The organism is Micromonospora yangpuensis, from assembly GCF_900091615.1.
GTDB classification, from domain to species: domain Bacteria; phylum Actinomycetota; class Actinomycetes; order Mycobacteriales; family Micromonosporaceae; genus Micromonospora; species Micromonospora yangpuensis.
The window spans coordinates 1,593,759-1,610,461 of the sequence record NZ_FMIA01000002.1 but is presented as its reverse complement, the minus strand read 5'-3'; the positions used below and the strand labels follow the sequence as shown (position 1 = coordinate 1,610,461).

Here is a 16,703-nt window from a genome sequence, read left to right as displayed (position 1 = left end):
CGTTACACCAGATGATTGCGGGTCCAAAGTAGAAGATCCGTGTACGCCGCGATGGCGGCATACAGATCCTCGCGCAATCCGGCCATGGTAATTAGTCGAGATTCACGAGTTCGGCGGTCCACTAGTTGCCACTCAACTCGTCGGGTCTTGCCTGGTCCGTCAGTGCGCGGATAAGCATCACCAATGACACGTATTATGCTTCCGTGTGCCAACTCGTTTCGACGCCTCACAGCACCGTACAGCGCCTCGCGCGGAAAGTTGCTGCTTGCTTCCAAGTAGCCACCACTCGACAGAAGCGTCTCTACACGACTTAGTCGTTTTCCGATCATCCACTGGCCTATCTCACGTTGACGCCTTTCGGGATCGCTTAGCCTTTCTAGCTGGAGGATAACGTCTCCGAGAAGATCTTCTAAGACAGTGCTCTGAGTTATAACGAGACCTCGCCGTTCATCAAGTGCGCTGCGTTCAGCAACCTCTTCCCAGTCAAGGTCGGCCGCATCCTGGAATGATAGGAGCAGGTCGTAGTCGGAGAAGACGTTCAAGGGTTCGTTCGAGCCGTCGTCGAACGACACCTCCACAACTTCAACCGACATCTCCTCGAGGGCTCGGATGCTGTCCTCTTCCAGCATCCCGGCATAAACCCAGTCAACGGCGTACGAACAAGCAAGGTCGGGATAATCTGGCGTTCGAAAGTGGCAGCGCCAACCATTAGCGCAGGGAACCAACTCCGAACTCCCGCGCTGTACGTCGCCATGCCGTGGGCACCGCATGTGTGCGACCGATGGAACCGCTTGCCAGCGACGAAGTAGTGCGACTTGCTCAGGAGCAAAGGGTGCATGCACCTTTGGCGTGTGGGTCGGAAGTCCCAGAACTATTCGAAGGGCCACGCGATATCTCCACCATCTCGAACCGAAAGGCCAACCCGGTGCAAAGCTGCCGCTACTCCTAGCCTGCCGTAGCACCACCATCGTGTCTAGCTACCTATGCCACTTGAACTTCGTTGATCTAGTAATATACCAGGCTTGTCGACGGCGTTTCGGGAGCCAGGAAAGTCAGGGATCGGTTCGGTGGCTCGTCGTCAATGATGAATTCGCGGCGTTCGCTTCGGATCTCGATGTCGTCGAGTAGGCCGCATCGCGGCTGATGTCGAGGGTATGCGTCGGCGGCCGAGTTGAGCCTCCAGCATCTGCACCGGGCTGTCGTTGCTCATGTCGCAAGCCGCCTGATAGCGGCGATGGCTGCGCGACCGTGCTGGCGGTCGTCGACAAGCGGATGTAGCAGTTCAGCGGATGCTGCCGTGCCGACCTCGCCTAGGACTTGAATGATGAAGTCTGTCCGGCCAAAGAAGGCGTGGGGGTGGGGGAACAGCGAGATGAGCTGGTCTTCATGACGGAGACTCCACTCGCAGATGAGCCGAACATCGGTGCGGCCTGTCTCGATCATCCTCTTGATGAGTGGCAGCTCTTCTGGCTCGCGATAGTGGTCCGATCCAGTGATCCAGAAGAGCGCATCTGCGGCTGCGGGTAGAGCTTCCGTGCGGAGCTTCGCCCAGCTCGCCGCGTAGCTTTTGGTCGGGTCGACTCGGTGGGTCTCAGCGCGGTAGGTCCAGAACAGGATCTCGCCGAGGATCTCCCATGCGCGAGAGGCGTCATTCTTGGGTTCAGCAAGTTGCGGCGGCTCCGCTACGTACTGAGCCCAGCCTTTGATGCCAACTCGGTAGTTCGCGGCGGTCTCTTGCACCCCCGGCCCTACTATCAAGCGTGTCGCCCAACGCTCGAACGCCGGCAACGTCGAGGGGTCTTCAAGTTGGATTAGATCTCTCAGCAGAGTGTCCATGAAGAACGTCGAAGTCTCGTCGGCGAATGCAGCAATCGTTAGCAGTTGCGCTTTGGCAGAGCTTTCCAGTTCCTCAATCGCCGCCCAATACGGGGCGGCGATTGGATCCTCGAACTGGCTGCTGTAAATCCCGTAAGCCGCATTGCTGCTTGCTTTCGTTCTCGGCGATTGAATGATGGCCTGGATGGCGTCACTTACGAAGCCGTGATCACTTTGGTCCTCGATAAGCCCAAAGGAGTACATCGTTTCCACGAGCTGACTGGAGATGAAGATGTGCTTGGGTTCGAACTCCAAAAGCTGACCGATGATGTCATCGCGTATCGGACCACCCTCGACCGTCTGCGAGTACCGTCGGACAGTGTCTAGGCCGTCAAGTTGAATGTGGTAGGCCTCACTCGTTAGGCAAAGTCGGAGGAACCCTGGCAGGAGGGCACCGGCTGCTGGGTCGTTCGTTGACCGCAGGAGATGACACAAAAGGAGTAGACGTCCGTAGGTCTGATTCGTAGTCGCGGCGAGGATCTCCGCTAGGCTCTCGACCGCAACTTGGTCCTCGCCGCCACTATGCCGGTACCAGTTATCCATGCCAGCTTGGTTGACGGCGTCGAGTACCACTGCCGCTGGCACTTTGGTGTGATTTCCGAATCCCCGCAGGGTACAGCTCACGACTATACTCGGCGGTGGTCGAGTTCCTTCACGTTGCTGCTGGACGGCGACAGACCGCCGACATGCGCGGTCGGTCGCGTCGATGATTTCAACGACGAGGCCCAGCGAAAGACCGCGCGGAGCGAGTGCGCCAAGCGCTCCGAGCACGGCAATGTCAGCTGGCGACAGTTCTGTGCCGTTGACTACCTCCAGTTGGAGGTCCTCGCCGAAGAATCTGTATTCAGTTCGGTCTAGGTCGTTGACGACCGTCCGAGTAACGCGTCGCGCCGCTGCTGCGCTAGCCCTTGATGCCAGCTCGCCTGCGGTGCCTATGAGCGCAGTTGCGTAGAGGCGCCGGTCATGCATCGCGTCCAGCAGCTGGGTCAGTCGGGGCAGATCGTCTTCCAATTCGATCGCAAGCGCCGCTAGGTCGTGATTCCGTGGCAAGCTGAGCTGCGCGGCAAGCTCGGTTGCCGCTGCGGACGCGATTGACAATTCCTCGGCCACGAGGTACCGGCCAAGTAGTTCATGGCTAAATGCGACGCGGCCGCCACTGAGTTCCAAAACGGAACACCGCATCACATCGTCTAGGATGCCGATCGGCGCCCCAATGTCATTCAAATAGCGCTCGATAACTCGTACGGCATCGTTGACGGGCAGTGAAACCACAAGGCGATGCCCCATCGTGCTGGCGATGCGCCGAAGTGCCTGGCGGCAAATGGCAGGTGCGGAACCTTCCTGCAGGCGGCGCCGCAAGAATGCGGCGAATAGTTTCGCCCGAGTCGGCGCGCCATCTATTTCGAGGGCACATTCTGCGGCGATAGCCAGTTCGTACGCGGTTGAAAACGGCTCACATTTATCTTCGATGGTCGGCGCGCCGTATGAGGTGAGCAGGGCGACACGCTGGTCTGATGACAAGACTGTCGTTTGCACCGTGGTTGCCCCAGCTCTAAGCGGAGGTGACGGCACAGACTGGCTGGTTACCAACACAAGGGGATCGAGGCGAAGGTCTAACGCCCTAACGTCTCCAGCGAACTGTTCACGCATTGCTTCTGGGCATTCGTTCAGTCCATCCAAGACGATCAGAAGTCGGCGCCCAGTACGTCTGATGGCCTCCTCTAGCTGCGTGAACGTCTTCGTGCTGAATCGGGCTACGCTCCTGTTCAGCAAGGTCGACAGTCGACCGTCGTAGCTTCTGACGGCCACCCAAACAGGTACCAGTTCGTCGGACATAGCCAACGTGGAATGCCGGGCGAGGTGGCTCTTCCCGCTGCCAGACTGCCCGACGAGCAGCACCATGCCCGCGTCGCGAGCGAGCCTCACAACCTCATCGTGCAGGATGTCGTTGCCATCAGCGAGGAGCGACAACGGAACTAGCGGCGGCAGGCCGGCGCTATAGAAGTCGCGGTATCGGCGGAGATAGCCCTGGACCTCCGACGCTCGATCCTCGGATGAGAGGCCGGCGTCGACGATCGACGATTTGGCGTTCGTCAACGACCTCGCTTTTACGAACTCGTCCCAGTGTCGCCGCGTCCACGGCGCTGGGTCGCCAGCGGACAGCAGCAGCTGCAAGAAGGCCGGGTAGCCCAGCGTGGTGACCCTGTAGTCGGATGGCACCTGCGATTTCGGGTCGAGCGTCGGGAAGACAACCACGACAGTATCGATGTGCTTGTAGAACTTGCCTCGTACTGGTCCGGGAAGGCCTGCCGCCACGAGTTCATGCATATCGTCACTGATGGCAAACGTGCAAGCAGCAGCCTGCATGTAGGGATTCTGCCGCTCGATCACACGCAGCGAGCCATCCTCGTCCTGAGTACTCCATGGCCCGTTCGTGCCACCAACGAGGATCCCCCGGTAGCCCTTCAACTCAACGTGGCAGACACGAGCATCCGTCACGATGAGAAAGTCCACCTGCCGCGCCCCACGCCCGGTATAGAAGTTCGCCAGCACGAGCGCAGAAACACCTTCCCGGTCAAGATCTGCCTGCAGCGCTGCCAGAAACTGCATCTCGGACCGTTCGAGGGGCTCGTCTCCCCAGAAGATGTCGATGCTCGCGACCATCAGCTTCCACCAAGCGTGAAAAAGACACGACGACAGGACGTCAGGGACTGAGAGTACGCTGCGTCTATGACAGCCGCCGCTGCTGATGCGACTGTCCAGCATCAGCAGGGCAGACCGAGCCACCCAGTCCGTCATGCTGGAGGCCCGAACGCCCACCGCGCCAGCGTCAACGAAGGCGTGCCGCCGTTCGGCCAGGCCCAGCGCCACGGCGACACCTCCTCGGCGCCTGCGCCACGTGCCTTGCCTGAGCCTGACGGGTGGGTGCCTGGCGGGCTACGACGTGCGGGCCGTGAGGGTTCCGGTATCGCGTGAGCCCCGGCGTTCGGGCATTCTGTGCTCATGCTCGTGGTTGTGACCCCGCTATCGGGGCCCTCGGACTCTGGCTGGTTCCGGTGGATGCCCGTGGCGTCAGCCGTCGTCGCAGTGTTCGCGCTGCTGGTTGCGCTGTCAAACCGCAACACTTCACGGCGCGCGTTGGCCCTTTCCTTGCAGCAGGAAGATCGGCGAGCGGCCCGCCTGACCGTCACCCTTGATGACTCCGCATCATGGCGTCGTCAGGACGCGCCACGGTGGGTCGGCATGAAGATCCTCGCGGTCAACCCCACTGACCGTGATGCCGCCGTCGTCAGCGCTGATCTGCACATTGCCTACACCCTGCAGTCCGGTCATGCGATGACGGTCAAGGTTCGCCACGAGACCACCGGCGATGCGTTCCCGACTGAGGTGGAGGCTCTGGACCTACCTGCGCGGCTGCAGGCCAACGGCGCGGTCGCCGGTTGGCTGACGTTCCGGCTACCTGCCGACTTGTTCCCTGCGGGTGCGGGGATTCATCGTTATGACGCTGTTCTGCAGGACAGTCGGGGTATCGCCGCGACGGTCAGTGCGTCTGTTCTACGAGAGGCGGTTCATGATCAGAGGGCGGACGACCAAGAAACGGCCGGCGAGACGGATACTTGATCCTGCCGACATCGTGCCCGTCGCCGCGGACGGATCGATTGCTGGCCCGGTCGCTGACGGCCGGATGGTGCCCTTGGTCATTATTGATACCACCACCCGTCCTGACCTCGATGAACTGGTCCGGCTACATGACCATCTATCACCTGGTGATTTCACATACAGGTGGGGCCAGGTAGACCGCGACGACGATCAGGTAGCCCTCTCGCTACAGTTCATCCGGCCGATCGAGGTCCGCGCGACCCTGTTGTTCAGCATCGAGCACGAGGGAATCATCGTTGACGCCGCTCTCAATAGCCGGGCCCTCTACCTACAGCCTGGTCGGCCGGGCGACCGTCTAAAGCACGACCTACACCGACCGAAGATCCTCATCGAGACGCCCGACGACGATTTCCGGGACCGATGGGAAGGCGTCGTAATCCAGCGCCTGACCAAGGTGATACGCCGCCAGAAGCGGATGCCACGCGCAGAAGCGCGTCAACTGGCCACCGAGTGGCTTGACCAGTCGCGCAGCCTGAGCCGGCTCCTAATGCCAACGTGAAGCAGCATCCGCCTCTGCACAAGCAAAGCGGCCGACCTCCCGGCCACAGGGGGTCCGCGCAGCCATCGGTGACGGGTTTGGGTGATCTACGGCCTCCTCTCATCACGGTCAAGGCGCTGATACCGCGTGGAGCCAGCCGGGAACATCGTCAGCTGGCCCCACGCAGTATCAGGTGGTCAGCCGGCGAACTAGGCCGGCCTTGCGGTGCCTCCGCGTCGGGGGACGATGGCGGCTGTTGCTTCTGCGGCGGCGTGTGAGAGTTCGGGGAGGACGTCGCCGTAGAAGGTGGCGGTGAAGTGTGGGTTGGAGTGGCGGAGTCGGTTGGAGATGACTTTCATCTGGATGCCGGCGGCGAGGCCCATGGTGGCGGCGCCGTGGCGGAGGTCGTGGAGTCGGATGGGTGGTAGGCCGGCTTGGGTGGCGAGGTGGTGGAAGTGGTCGGTGACGTCGGCGGGGTGGAGCCGTCCTCCGGTGGGGGTGGTGAAGACCAGTCCGGTCTTGGTCCAGGCTGCTCCGGCGGCGAGGCGTTCGCGGTGTTGCCGGGCACGGTGGGCACGTAGGACGGTGATGGTTTCGGTGTCGAGGGCGATGGTGGCTTCGCTGTCGGTGGTTTTGGGGGTGTCGATGGTGGTGGCCCAGCCGTGTTGGACGAGTTGCCAGCGGACGGTGAGGGTTTTGGCGTCGAGGTCGAGGTCGTCCCAGTGCAGGCCGCAGGCTTCGCCTCGGCGGAGGCCGGTGAAGGTGATGAGGTGGTAGAGGGCGTAGAGGCGGTCGCCTGCGTCGTGGGTGTGGTCGAGGAATCGGCCGGTGTGTTCGGGGGTCCAGATCATGACCGGGCTGGGGGTCTTGCCGGTGTCACGCCAAGTTTTGACGCGTTGGTCGGTCCAGACGGTGGGCTTGGGTGCTCGGGCGGCGGGTAGCTCGACCAGCAGGGCGGGGTTGATGTCGAGGTAGCGGTGGCGGCGCATGGCGTCGTTGAGGGCCTTGCGGAGGGTGGCGTGGATGAGGTGCATGGTCCTCGGTCCGACGACCCGCTGGTTCTTGACCTGGTCGCGTTTCGCTTGGTCGCGGCTGGCGCGCATGGTGGCGATGGTGGTGTTGCGTTCGGCGATGGCCTCGTACATGGCGTCGATGTGACCGGGCCGGAGCCGGTCGATGCGCAGGTGCCCGAGGTGCGGGATGAGGTGTAGGCGGATGTGGCCTTCGTAGGAGCGGACGGTGCCTTTCTTGATGCTCTGGCGGCCGGCGAGCCAGTCGGTGAGATATACGGCCATGGTGGGCAGTTCGGTGGGGGTGATGTCGAGGTGCAGGGTCCGGCGGACCTGGTCGGGGGTGGGGACGGGTGCGCCGGTCTTGACGGCGGTTTCGATGAGGTCGCCGGTTTTGGTTGTGGCGTGAGGGTCGGTGGGGTCGGGTACGGCGAGGGCGGCGCGGATACGGTCGAGGATGGTGTCGGCGTCGGTTTGGGTGGGGTAGGGGCCGTGGCGCAGTGTGCGGCGGGTGCCGTTGGCGCGGGCGGGTAGGTCGATCTGCCAGTGCCATTGGCCGTGGTTGCGGGACCAGCCGCCGCCGGGCCGGCGCAGATCAGGGCAGGAGCGTCCCAGCCGCCGGCCCGTGGTGTCGCGGCAGCCGCAGCGTTTGAACGTGGAGCCTTTCACTGGTCGTCTCCGGGGTGCTCGACGTGGTGCCGCCAGCGGTGGCGGGTGTAGTCCGCTGGTGGCGGGGTCGTTGCATCCACGCTCGACACCACGGCGGAATCAAGTCGCCGACCGCCGTCGGGATCCGGGGCAGGCTGGTCGAGGAGAAGGAGTCGGAGGAGGCCGGTGACGGGGACGATGATGCGGGTCCCGGCGCGGATCAGTGGTGCGGGGAAGGTATCGGTGGCGGCGAGCCGGTAGGCCTGGGACCGGCTGATCCCGAGTACCGCCGCAGCGGTGGGCAAGGTGGTGGCGGCACCGAGCGCGCGGATCCGCTCGACGGTCCACGGCATGTTGGTAGGCGTGTGGTGGCCGGCCGGTTGGGTGTGGGGGTCTGGAGTGGTGTGGGCGTTCATGGGGTGGGGTCTCCTGACTGCGGTGGAAGCGGTGCAGAGGTACGCGAGGTGGTAGGTGTGGCGGGTTCTGGTGCTGTCGGCGGGGTGCTGCGGCCGGCGAGTTCGGGAGTCTGCCGGTCGGTGGTGGGGGCTGGTGGGGCCTGGTCGGCTTTGAGGATCTTCAGTAGCTGGGATGCGCGGGTGTTGGACACGGTGTGACCGGTGGCGCGAAGGACGGTGGCCAGGGCGGCACGGGTGAGCGGCCGGCCCTCGGCGGCGAGGTCCTCCTGGGCGCGCCTGGCGACCAGCAGCAGGACGTCGGTGTCGGTGGGGTGGGTGGACGGTCCGCGCCGGGGCGGCTGTTGCCGGCGGACCGGTCCCCCGGTCCGGGGGTGGTCCGGTCCGGTGTGCGGGTGGTCGTTGCTGGTGTCGTGGACGGTCCGCGCGGGCAGACGCCGGTCCCCGGTCGGCAGGGTGGGCTGGGCGTCGGTGCGGTCCGCCGCGCGCTGGCTTGTGGTGGCGATGGGCTGGTCTGCTGGTCGGGCGGTGGACGGGTGCGTTCCGGCTGGTGTGGGTTGGGGTGGGGTGTTGGTGTAGCCGAGGGCGATCTTGACCATGACCAGGAAGCCGAGCGCGGGCACGGCCGCGGCGGTCCAGCCGATCGGTGACGGCTCGGCCTCCACGACCTGCGCCGCGAGCGACAGCGTCACCGCGCAGGCCAGCACCGTCCCCGGGAACACTGTTGAGACCTGGGCTCGTTTGCGGCGGCGCAGTTCCAGACCGGACGCGATGGACATCAGCTCCAGCACGATCGCGTCCGCCCACGCCAACCACCCCGGCTGACCATGAGCGGCGGCGACGTTGTGGACATGGGTGAAGCTGGCCGCACCCGCCGCCCCACCGATCGCCAACATGATCACGACCTGAACGAAACCCTCTGCCGGGCTCCGTCCCGGACCGGCGTCCGGGTCACCGGGTGCGGTCGTGGCCGCCCACCTCCCCCGGCCGGACCACCACCACGCCCCGTCCGCCCGCGCCTGCGGACCGGACCAAGGGACGGACGGTCCCGGCGTGCGGACCAGGAGCGTGGAGAGCTCGGTCCGTGGCCGGTCCGCGGACCGGCCACGCGGGCGCCGGGACGATACCTCCACCCGCTCGCTGTCAGGACTGTCCGGTTCTGTCACCGGTCGGTCAGCAGCCTCTAGCGAGACGCTGACAGACCGGTGACAGAACGACCCCGGGACTGTCACCGTCTTACCCGCCGGCCGCACGATGAAGGGGTCCGGTGAAGCGTTGTCGGTCATGCCGCCTCCTCGGTCGGGTCACGGTCGTCGAGGACCCAGGCCGACAGGTCAGCCAGCGTGGACCGCTGCCCGCCGTCGCCAGCGACCGCCCACACCGCGTCAGCGGGGCACAGGCCCGCCGTCGTGGCGTGGTCGCGGGCACCGGTAGCCACCGGCACCAGCGGTGGCGTCTCGGCCCACATTCGGCGTAGGTTGCGTTCCCGGGCGGCGGAGTGCAGCCAGAACAACACCGGCCACGCCCGCCCCAGCGCGGCGAACCACTCCCGGTAGCCGGCCAGCTTTCCGGTCAACACTGACAGCGGCTCACCACCGGTGTCGTACTCCAGAAAGAACGGCACGCGGCCACCCCGCACCACCCACAGGCCATAGCCGTCCGGACGCACACGAGGCTGGTAGGCGCGTACCAGAGCTGGATCCCCCGGCCGGGTGAACACCCCCGACCGACGGCACGCCGCCTCCGACAACCACTCCCCCAACCGGACATCAGGATGGGTACGGGCGTAGCCGGCGAGATCGGTGAGAAAGCCGTTCACCCCGAGGCGGTGCTCCAGGGTGCGGCTGGACGTCCAACGGCGCCGCTCGACGCGGGCGTGATCACGCCGGGGCGGACGCTCGTCGCGGCCGGCGGCGACGACCTCCGCGCCGAGCTGGTCGATGACGTAGTGATACGGGTACGAGCCACCGTCAGCGCGCTGGGGGCGGAACCTCGCCACCAATCGCAACCGGTACAACGTCCGCAACCGCCGCTGACAGAAATCCAGGGAGGGGAACAGGGCGTGCGCGATCTGGAACGAGGTCAACACTCCGTGGTCGTAGAGCCAGCCCAGCAGCACACGGTCACGGGCGGTCAGTTGGGACTGGACCCGAAGGACCGGATCATCCACCAGCCACCACCTCCCCTCCTGTAGGGAATGCCAGCCCCAGGGGGAGAGACCCGAGACCACGCAGGGTCTGTCGCAGGACAAGCCGACAGCACCGACAGCCGACCTGACCTGCAGTGCGAGACGGAACAAGGGGTCCGTTCCGGGGTCCGGTTGAAGACTGACCTCAACACCGACACCAACCCGGACCCCGCAACGGGCACCGAAACGGAATCTGTCACCGCCACCGGCACCAAGCCGGAGCGCGCGACGACAAGATGGGCGACGAACACAACAACTCCTTGATCGAGAACAATGAAGATGGGCGACGACAGTCACGACGCCGCAGGGGTACGCAGCCACAGGCGAGCGCGGTGGGCTACGGAAAGGCGCGCTGTTGAGTTGTCAACGAACAAGCCGACCGGCGCACCAGCGGGCCCAGGGGCGGATGAGGACGGCAACCACCGACACGACCACCAGAAGGGCGGTCGCGGCAGTGGGAACAGCGGTAGCAGGTAGCGGCGGAGCAGGGCGGCAAGCAGCCACACCGACAACGGGCTCGTCTCGGCCTGACGCAGATGCTCTGGCGGCCGCAGCATCGCAACGGCCCAATGGAGCGTCGGCTCAACCAGCCGGAGAAAGATCCTTCATCGCGAACCCCCTGTCACCGAGAACTATCGACGGCCCGCCCACCCCAAGCCCCGAACGACCGGCAGCGCTCTCAAAGAAGCGTCACCAGACCGGCCGTTCGAACCCGACGGACAGACCACCACGCGGTCACGTGCATACCAGTACGCCTCCGCCAGCAACACCCTGTCAACCAGCATCACCAGCAGCCAAACGCCACGCTCCCGGACCCAGCCGGACGCAATGGCACCCGTTAACCCGCACTGGCACCCAGTAGCACGAAATTTCGGCCGACACAGGCAGAAAAATCTTGACCAACACCCCGCTCATGTCTCACTCTATGAGACGAGAATCCCGCCCCGGTCCCGCCACCTCATGCCAACCGGCCAGCAAGGTCGAAGACGCTCACCCAAGCGCCGCAGAGCGAGACCCTCACCCACCGCAGCGCCAAGCGACCCGGCTCGGGGGCGCGCGTTGATCGGCCGAAGGGCGCACGGCACAATCGCCAGGTGATCACCAGCGTGTTCTTCGATGTGGGCGAGACCATCGTTGACGAGTCCCGCGAGTACGGCACCTGGGCAGACTGGCTCGGCGTGCCACGCCACACGTTCTCCGCCGTCTTCGGAGCAGTCATCTCCCGCGGCCTCGACTACCGGGAAACCTTCCAGGTCTTCCGACCAGGATTCGACCTGACCCAGGAACGGCAACGCCGTACCGCAGCAGGACAACCCGAATCATTCACCGAAGACGACCTGTACCCGGACGCCCGCCCCTGCCTGGCCGCGCTACGCGCGGCAGGGCTCCACGTCGGCCTCGCCGGCAACCAGACAGCACGCGCAGAAACCATCCTGCGAGCCCTGAACCTACCGGTGGACGTGATCGGCACCTCGGACGGCTGGGGCGTCGAGAAACCCTCCCCCGCCTTCTTCAACCGCGTAGTCACCGAAGCCGGTTGCCCAGCCGACCAGGTGCTCTACGTCGGAGACCGCCTCGACAACGACATCCGACCGGCACAAGAAGCAGGTATCCCCACCGCACTCATCCGCCGAGGCCCCTGGGGACACATCCTCAACGACACAGCGATCAGCGACCGCTGCCTGTTCCACCTCGACTCACTCACCGAACTACCCGACCTCATCCGCAAACACAACAAGCCGACCGCCTGACCACTGCCCAACCGCTCGAACGAAGCTGCACAGCACCCGGTAAGCGGCATTTCCGGGCGTCGCGGGAGGTACAGCATGGGTAACACAGAGCGTGACCGCCCTGCAGGCGCGCGATTAGCTCACCGAAGAGTTGCGGACGTCCGCGCAGCGGTCGCAGTTGTCGGAGCCGACTGTCGGCCCCAGTAGCCCGCACGGCGAGCGCAGGATCCGCCGACCGAAGCGGGGGTTACGGTGGATGATTAACAATCCGACGATGAGGCTGCAAATGATCAATGTCCAGGAGTTCGCGCGACGGCTGAGTACTCTCGGAGCTGATGCGTTCACCAGCGACGACATCGTGGACCTGGCGACCGCGGCCGATGTTCGCATCAGCGCAGACGTCGAGATCGACGCCACCCTGGCGCAGCGCTTGCTCGACCAGATCTCGCCCACCCTGCCGGTCACCGGGGCCCAGATCGCGGCGTCGCCATGGCCTCCACCGGAGTCTTCCCGTCCTGCAGCGCCTTTGGTGTCGTTCTCCAGCCCTGGCGCCGTCGACGGACCGGCTGATCAGCCGACCCGCCCCCGCAGTTCCAGGTCTGCGGGTAGCGGTCGGCGACCCGGATCCCGACGAACTGGCAGGTGAAACCGCAGTCCCAGTTCCTTCAGCAACCGCCAGACTGCTCGCCGCAGCCGTCGACCACGACGCGAGCTGCGAACCCCACTCTCGCCGCCATCATCGGCTGAACTTCGTCCTCCTGTCCAGCTCCGTACGCCCGGGCAGGCTCGACGCACGATGATCCCGGCAAAGCATGCGGATCGCGGCGTGAGCATAAGGTCTGGCAGCCTGCACAGAACGTTCAGCCGCGGCCGACGCGGCTCCGTCCAACGAGGGGCCGCCGTGTCCAGCGAAACAACTCGTTCGCCACTCGTACTGGCGATCTCATGGGGCCACATGGACGTCGAGGACCTTGGAGTTGGCAAGGACTTCAAGCTCTACCCCAGCGGTGGCCGCCCGTGGGACTGGTCCGAAACCGGTACCCGCCACAGCCCCGGTGTTCAGCCCGATGATGTCCTAGAGCTTCTGGCCCACGGCGCCACGACCGTCGTACTGTCGCGTGGCATGCGACTGCAGCTGCAGGTCGACCCGCGCACCCTCAGCCTGTTGGAGGAGCGCGGGGTGACCGTCCACGTGGCCGAGACCACCGAGGCAGTCCAGATCTACAACGACCTCGCCACCAGTGGCACCGCAGTCGCAGGGCTGTTCCACTCGACCTGCTGAACGCAACGATAGAGACACGCTTGCAGCGGCAGATGAGTGCACCGATGCGAGCGGTCTCTCCGAGACAACGGGCTGGCGCGATTTAGTTCAGCCCGCGCGTTCGGGCCGAAGAGGGACGTCGTTCGGGCGAAGGTCCCGACCTATCGGCCGACAGGTTTATGGCAGGCGTTATCGAGCCGTAGAATCCGCCTGTCAACGCCGATGTATAGCCATCGGTGCCCCGCTGTTGGAGGACGCATGCAGGACCCCTCGGACTCACCTGTCATGACCAATGCGGACCTCGCCCCGTCGGCGGCCTCGACGGTCGTGGCGGAGGTGCTTCCCGGCATCGCGGTCGTCTTCGGCGCGAACCCAGCGGAGCTCAAGTTCGATCTGCTCGACTTCGGGATCGTGCCGGCCGCCGACCGTCGGCAGATAGCCACGTTCCTCGCCTCGATCGGGAACACCTCGACTCTGGTCGGCAACGTCGGGAACGCGGTCGCCTCCGCGCAGGGGCTCTACCGGCTCAGCGAATCGACCCGGGCCTTGCTCGACGCTGGCGGAAGGCTCGCGGCAAAGGACGGTGCGAACCTCGGGACGGCGCTGGTCAACGGCAGCTTCAAGCAGGCTCGCCTAATTCGCGTGGACGCGGTGAGCATGGCGCAGAAGGCGGCAGCGATCGGCCCGGCGCTGGCCATGATCGCCCTGCAGTTGCAGCTGAGTGAGGTCAGCGGCATCGTCCGGACCAACGTCGCGCTGACTGGCCACGTGCTTCGCTCCGTCCGCAACGAGCAGTGGGCCGAACTGATGGGGCTCGTCGCCAGCGTCAACAGCGCGGTCGACCAGGCCCGGGAGATCGAAGCGGTCCCGAACTCGCTGTGGGACAACGTCGCGGGCAGCGAGGCGGTGCTGCGCAAGCAGCTCAATCTGTACCGCCAGAACGTCCAGGGCCACATCGGGCAAATCGAGCGGTCCGGCTCGTCCCACCGCCGGGAGTACATCCAGACGAACGCCGAGGCGATCGCCTTCGACGCCAACGCTCTTCTGTCCTCTTTGAAGGCTTGGACCGGGTATCAGGCGCTCCGTGCAGGAAAGGCCCGAACCGCCGGCCGCGATGACCCCGACGAGGCACGTCTCGTCGAGGTCATCGCGCGCGACACGGGTAAGGAGCTCGACGCTGCCATAGCCGAGGCCACCGAGCTCGTCGACTCGCTGACCCGAGAGCTACGCATCATCGCCGAACTCCCGGGCCCCAGCGGCCTGGCACAGTCGCTGACGGGGTGGCTGCGAGACCCAAAGGCGGGTCGCGAGACCTCAGCCCGGCTTCTCGAGGCGATCCAGCCGCTGGCGGACGCCCTCCATCCACCGGTTGCCGAGATCGAAAAACCCGACATCATCTGCGCGCCCACATCGCTGAGCCTGGAACCGTACCTGCGGATCTTGCGGTGGTTCCTTACCGATGACGAGACCCTACGGGCCCTCGGTCTTCCCGACCAGCCCGAGACCCTTGACACCCTTTCGGCGATCGTCGGCGGCGCGAAAGAACGACTGGCAGGGTCGGCGAGGATCCTGATCGCCGTAACCAATCGCCGCATTGTCATCGCCAAGGCCGGTGCCTTCCTCGAACAGGGCGATATCCGCCAGGCAATCCCGCTCGACCAGGTGCGGTATGTCCGGACGGCGACCATCCAAGACGGCATCGGCCGGTCGGCTGTCGATCTCATCACGCGCGACGAGAATATTCGGTGGATCTTCCCCGCCGACATCGACAACGCCCAGGTGGCCGCGCTGGCCGCCGTGCTCGCCGAAGCGATGATGATCCCGGACGACGAACGCGCGGTGTTGCTGAGCCATCGTCGGACCGCTATCGAGCCAGACGACTCTCGCGAAGGGGCTATGGACTGATCTGACCAGTGTCCACGACCAAGAAGTGCCTGCTCCGAGCTACCGAGGCCAACTCCCGTCGAGTGGACTCAAAGGGCCTGGACGACACGTCATCGGCACAGGCACTCACCCGCCCTCAGCGACCGAGCCGCGCGGTGACAAGCTTCCGCAGCAGCAGCCACGCGGATCGCGGCAGATGCGGATGTCGAGTCGGAGCCCCGTCCGTAGACACGGACTATCACCCGACGTGACCGACAACAATGGCGGTATGTACGCCGACGACGCCTGGTGGAACGCGCTAGACCCACAGTTACAGGAGCAGATCGACAAACTGCTGCGTACCGGACGGCTGATCGCGGCTGTCGTGCTCCTACGCCGGGAAGGTGGACTGCAGTCCCCGCCCGGCCTCTACCAGGCACAGGATCTGCTGATCGAGCGACGCGGGGAGCTGCGTCGGCGGGGTCTCGTCGAGCTGGAGCCACCGCCACCGACGACCGAGGAACTGATCGGAAAGGCGGAGGTCGTCACTGCGCCGGTCGCCGCCATCGAAGCGCTGTGGGACGGCGACACGCAGGGTTGGTACGTCTACCTGATCGCGATTGTGCGCAGACCGAGCCGGCACCACGATCGCTTTGACGAAGTACCACTGACGGTGCTGAGACGCAGTGGCGACATCCGCCTGATCAACGGACAGGTGCCACCATGGCCCGAGGCACAGCAGGCGATCGAGAAGGGCCAGGCCGTCGCCCAACATTTCTGCGTGCCGTTCCATTTCATCAGCCCGGAGGCACCCGACACCGATCCGCCGCGCTGGTGGAGCACGCGGACCATCTGATCGGCACGGGTTCTGCCCATCACAGCGACCCGAAACACCGATACGACCGTCCGCGCTCAGCGGTAGATCCGGATACCCGAGTGCGAGTCAGGTCGGCTCGGGATTACCGTCCCGTGATGACCTTCGACTTCGGTATTACCGGCTACCGGCCTGCCTGGCTGAACGGAGCTGCTGAGGTCGCCGGTCGTCACGCGCAAAGGCTGCGGGGCCTCGCCGGCCGGCGGCTGACGTCCAGCTGGGTGGTGTGGGATGACGATGACGACACCTGGTTCGCCGACTGCCCGCTGGTGTTCGACTTCGACGACGAGCGCCTTGAGGTCAATCATCAGAAGTTTGATGATCTGTCGATCACGTATGGGTCGATCGACGTGACGCGGAAGCCGGTGTGGCCGACCTCAGACGCGTTTCGGCTCCGCTGGCGCAACGATGCTCCCGCACTGTTGGCTGCTCGGCACGGGCAGCGGCTTGAGGCGGTAGAGCTTCTGGAGTGGGCCGGGGGTGACCTAACGGACGGTACCGTGGCGTTGGGCCTGCGATTCGCGAGCGGCTGGCTGACGATCTACAACGCGCTGGACGAGAACGGAATTCAGGAGGGCGATCCCTCCCTGCAGTACCGCCGACACCGACTGGGGTGAGCCTGCAACTGCATGACTCGACCGACCCGTCAGCGGCAGAAGCGGATGTCCGATCATCGTGGGCTGGGGAGGGCTGGCTGGTGTCG

14 protein-coding genes are annotated in these 16,703 nt (G+C 65.0%); 8 read left to right on the top strand and 6 right to left on the bottom strand.

The window, feature by feature from the left end; translation table 11 throughout:
• Nucleotides 1–2: 2 nt before the first annotated feature.
• Entirely contained in the window at nt 3–629 is a 627-nt protein-coding gene (locus GA0070617_RS29750) for a hypothetical protein (RefSeq protein WP_139135608.1), read from the bottom strand.
• A 577-nt stretch (nt 630–1,206) separates the two neighbouring features.
• On the bottom strand, nt 1,207–4,746 hold the full coding sequence (locus GA0070617_RS07525) for an NERD domain-containing protein (RefSeq protein ID WP_091435236.1): 3,540 nt from the start codon (nt 4,744–4,746) through the stop codon (nt 1,207–1,209).
• A gap of 216 nt (nt 4,747–4,962) precedes the next feature.
• Here GA0070617_RS07525 and GA0070617_RS07520 point away from each other — a divergent pair, with 216 nt between their 5' ends.
• Both GA0070617_RS07520 and GA0070617_RS07515 read left to right on the top strand, forming a co-directional pair.
• Nucleotides 4,963–5,496 (top strand): hypothetical protein, encoded by a 534-nt coding sequence (locus GA0070617_RS07520; RefSeq protein WP_139135607.1) that lies wholly within the window; start codon nt 4,963–4,965, stop codon nt 5,494–5,496.
• Between the two features lie 13 nt (nt 5,497–5,509).
• Complete coding sequence (locus GA0070617_RS07515; RefSeq protein WP_139135606.1) at nt 5,510–6,034, top strand: hypothetical protein; 525 nt, start codon at nt 5,510–5,512, stop codon at nt 6,032–6,034.
• Between the two features lie 188 nt (nt 6,035–6,222).
• Here GA0070617_RS07515 and GA0070617_RS07510 read toward each other — a convergent pair whose 3' ends face one another.
• From GA0070617_RS07510 to GA0070617_RS07495, 4 genes are all read right to left on the bottom strand, one after another.
• Nucleotides 6,223–7,692 (bottom strand): tyrosine-type recombinase/integrase, encoded by a 1,470-nt coding sequence (locus tag GA0070617_RS07510; RefSeq protein WP_091435230.1) that lies wholly within the window; start codon nt 7,690–7,692, stop codon nt 6,223–6,225.
• On the bottom strand, nt 7,689–8,087 hold the full coding sequence (locus GA0070617_RS07505) for a hypothetical protein (protein ID WP_229688103.1): 399 nt from the start codon (nt 8,085–8,087) through the stop codon (nt 7,689–7,691). The genes GA0070617_RS07510 and GA0070617_RS07505 overlap by 4 nt, the downstream gene beginning before the upstream one ends.
• A complete protein-coding gene (locus GA0070617_RS07500; protein WP_229688172.1) occupies nt 8,084–8,980 on the bottom strand; it encodes a DUF2637 domain-containing protein in 897 nt (298 codons plus the stop codon). Before GA0070617_RS07500 ends, GA0070617_RS07505 begins: the two co-directional genes overlap by 4 nt.
• A gap of 386 nt (nt 8,981–9,366) precedes the next feature.
• Entirely contained in the window at nt 9,367–10,254 is an 888-nt protein-coding gene (locus GA0070617_RS07495; protein WP_091435228.1) for a replication-relaxation family protein, read from the bottom strand.
• A 1,112-nt stretch (nt 10,255–11,366) separates the two neighbouring features.
• Here GA0070617_RS07495 and GA0070617_RS07490 point away from each other — a divergent pair.
• The 6 genes from GA0070617_RS07490 (at nt 11,367) to GA0070617_RS07470 (ending at nt 16,617) form a co-directional block, all read left to right on the top strand.
• Nucleotides 11,367–12,023 (top strand): HAD family hydrolase, encoded by a 657-nt coding sequence (locus GA0070617_RS07490; protein WP_091435226.1) that lies wholly within the window; start codon nt 11,367–11,369, stop codon nt 12,021–12,023.
• A 235-nt stretch (nt 12,024–12,258) separates the two neighbouring features.
• A complete protein-coding gene (locus tag GA0070617_RS29745; protein ID WP_139135605.1) occupies nt 12,259–12,648 on the top strand; it encodes a hypothetical protein in 390 nt (129 codons plus the stop codon).
• 150 nt (nt 12,649–12,798) lie between these two features.
• Nucleotides 12,799–13,284, top strand: a complete 486-nt coding sequence (locus tag GA0070617_RS07485) for an Mth938-like domain-containing protein (RefSeq protein ID WP_091435224.1) — start codon at nt 12,799–12,801, stop codon at nt 13,282–13,284.
• 264 nt (nt 13,285–13,548) lie between these two features.
• On the top strand, nt 13,549–15,168 hold the full coding sequence (locus GA0070617_RS07480; protein WP_139135604.1) for a hypothetical protein: 1,620 nt from the start codon (nt 13,549–13,551) through the stop codon (nt 15,166–15,168).
• Between the two features lie 226 nt (nt 15,169–15,394).
• A complete protein-coding gene (locus GA0070617_RS07475) occupies nt 15,395–15,982 on the top strand; it encodes a hypothetical protein (protein WP_139135603.1) in 588 nt (195 codons plus the stop codon).
• A gap of 116 nt (nt 15,983–16,098) precedes the next feature.
• A complete protein-coding gene (locus GA0070617_RS07470) occupies nt 16,099–16,617 on the top strand; it encodes a hypothetical protein (RefSeq protein ID WP_091446062.1) in 519 nt (172 codons plus the stop codon).
• Nucleotides 16,618–16,703: the final 86 nt, after the last annotated feature.

Excerpts from the sequence above, each read along its gene's own strand:
- GA0070617_RS07500 (WP_229688172.1), bottom strand. The coding sequence starts at position 8,980 with ATGTTGGCGATCGGTGGGGCGGCGGGTGCGGCCAGCTTCACCCATGTC.
- GA0070617_RS07480 (WP_139135604.1), top strand. The coding sequence starts at position 13,549 with ATGACCAATGCGGACCTCGCCCCGTCGGCGGCCTCGACGGTCGTGGCG.
- GA0070617_RS07485 (WP_091435224.1), top strand. The coding sequence starts at position 12,799 with ATGATCCCGGCAAAGCATGCGGATCGCGGCGTGAGCATAAGGTCTGGC.
- GA0070617_RS29750 (WP_139135608.1), bottom strand. The coding sequence starts at position 629 with ATGCTGGAAGAGGACAGCATCCGAGCCCTCGAGGAGATGTCGGTTGAA.
- GA0070617_RS29745 (WP_139135605.1), top strand. The coding sequence starts at position 12,259 with ATGATTAACAATCCGACGATGAGGCTGCAAATGATCAATGTCCAGGAG.
- GA0070617_RS07505 (WP_229688103.1), bottom strand. The coding sequence starts at position 8,087 with ATGAACGCCCACACCACTCCAGACCCCCACACCCAACCGGCCGGCCAC.
- GA0070617_RS07470 (WP_091446062.1), top strand. The coding sequence starts at position 16,099 with ATGACCTTCGACTTCGGTATTACCGGCTACCGGCCTGCCTGGCTGAAC.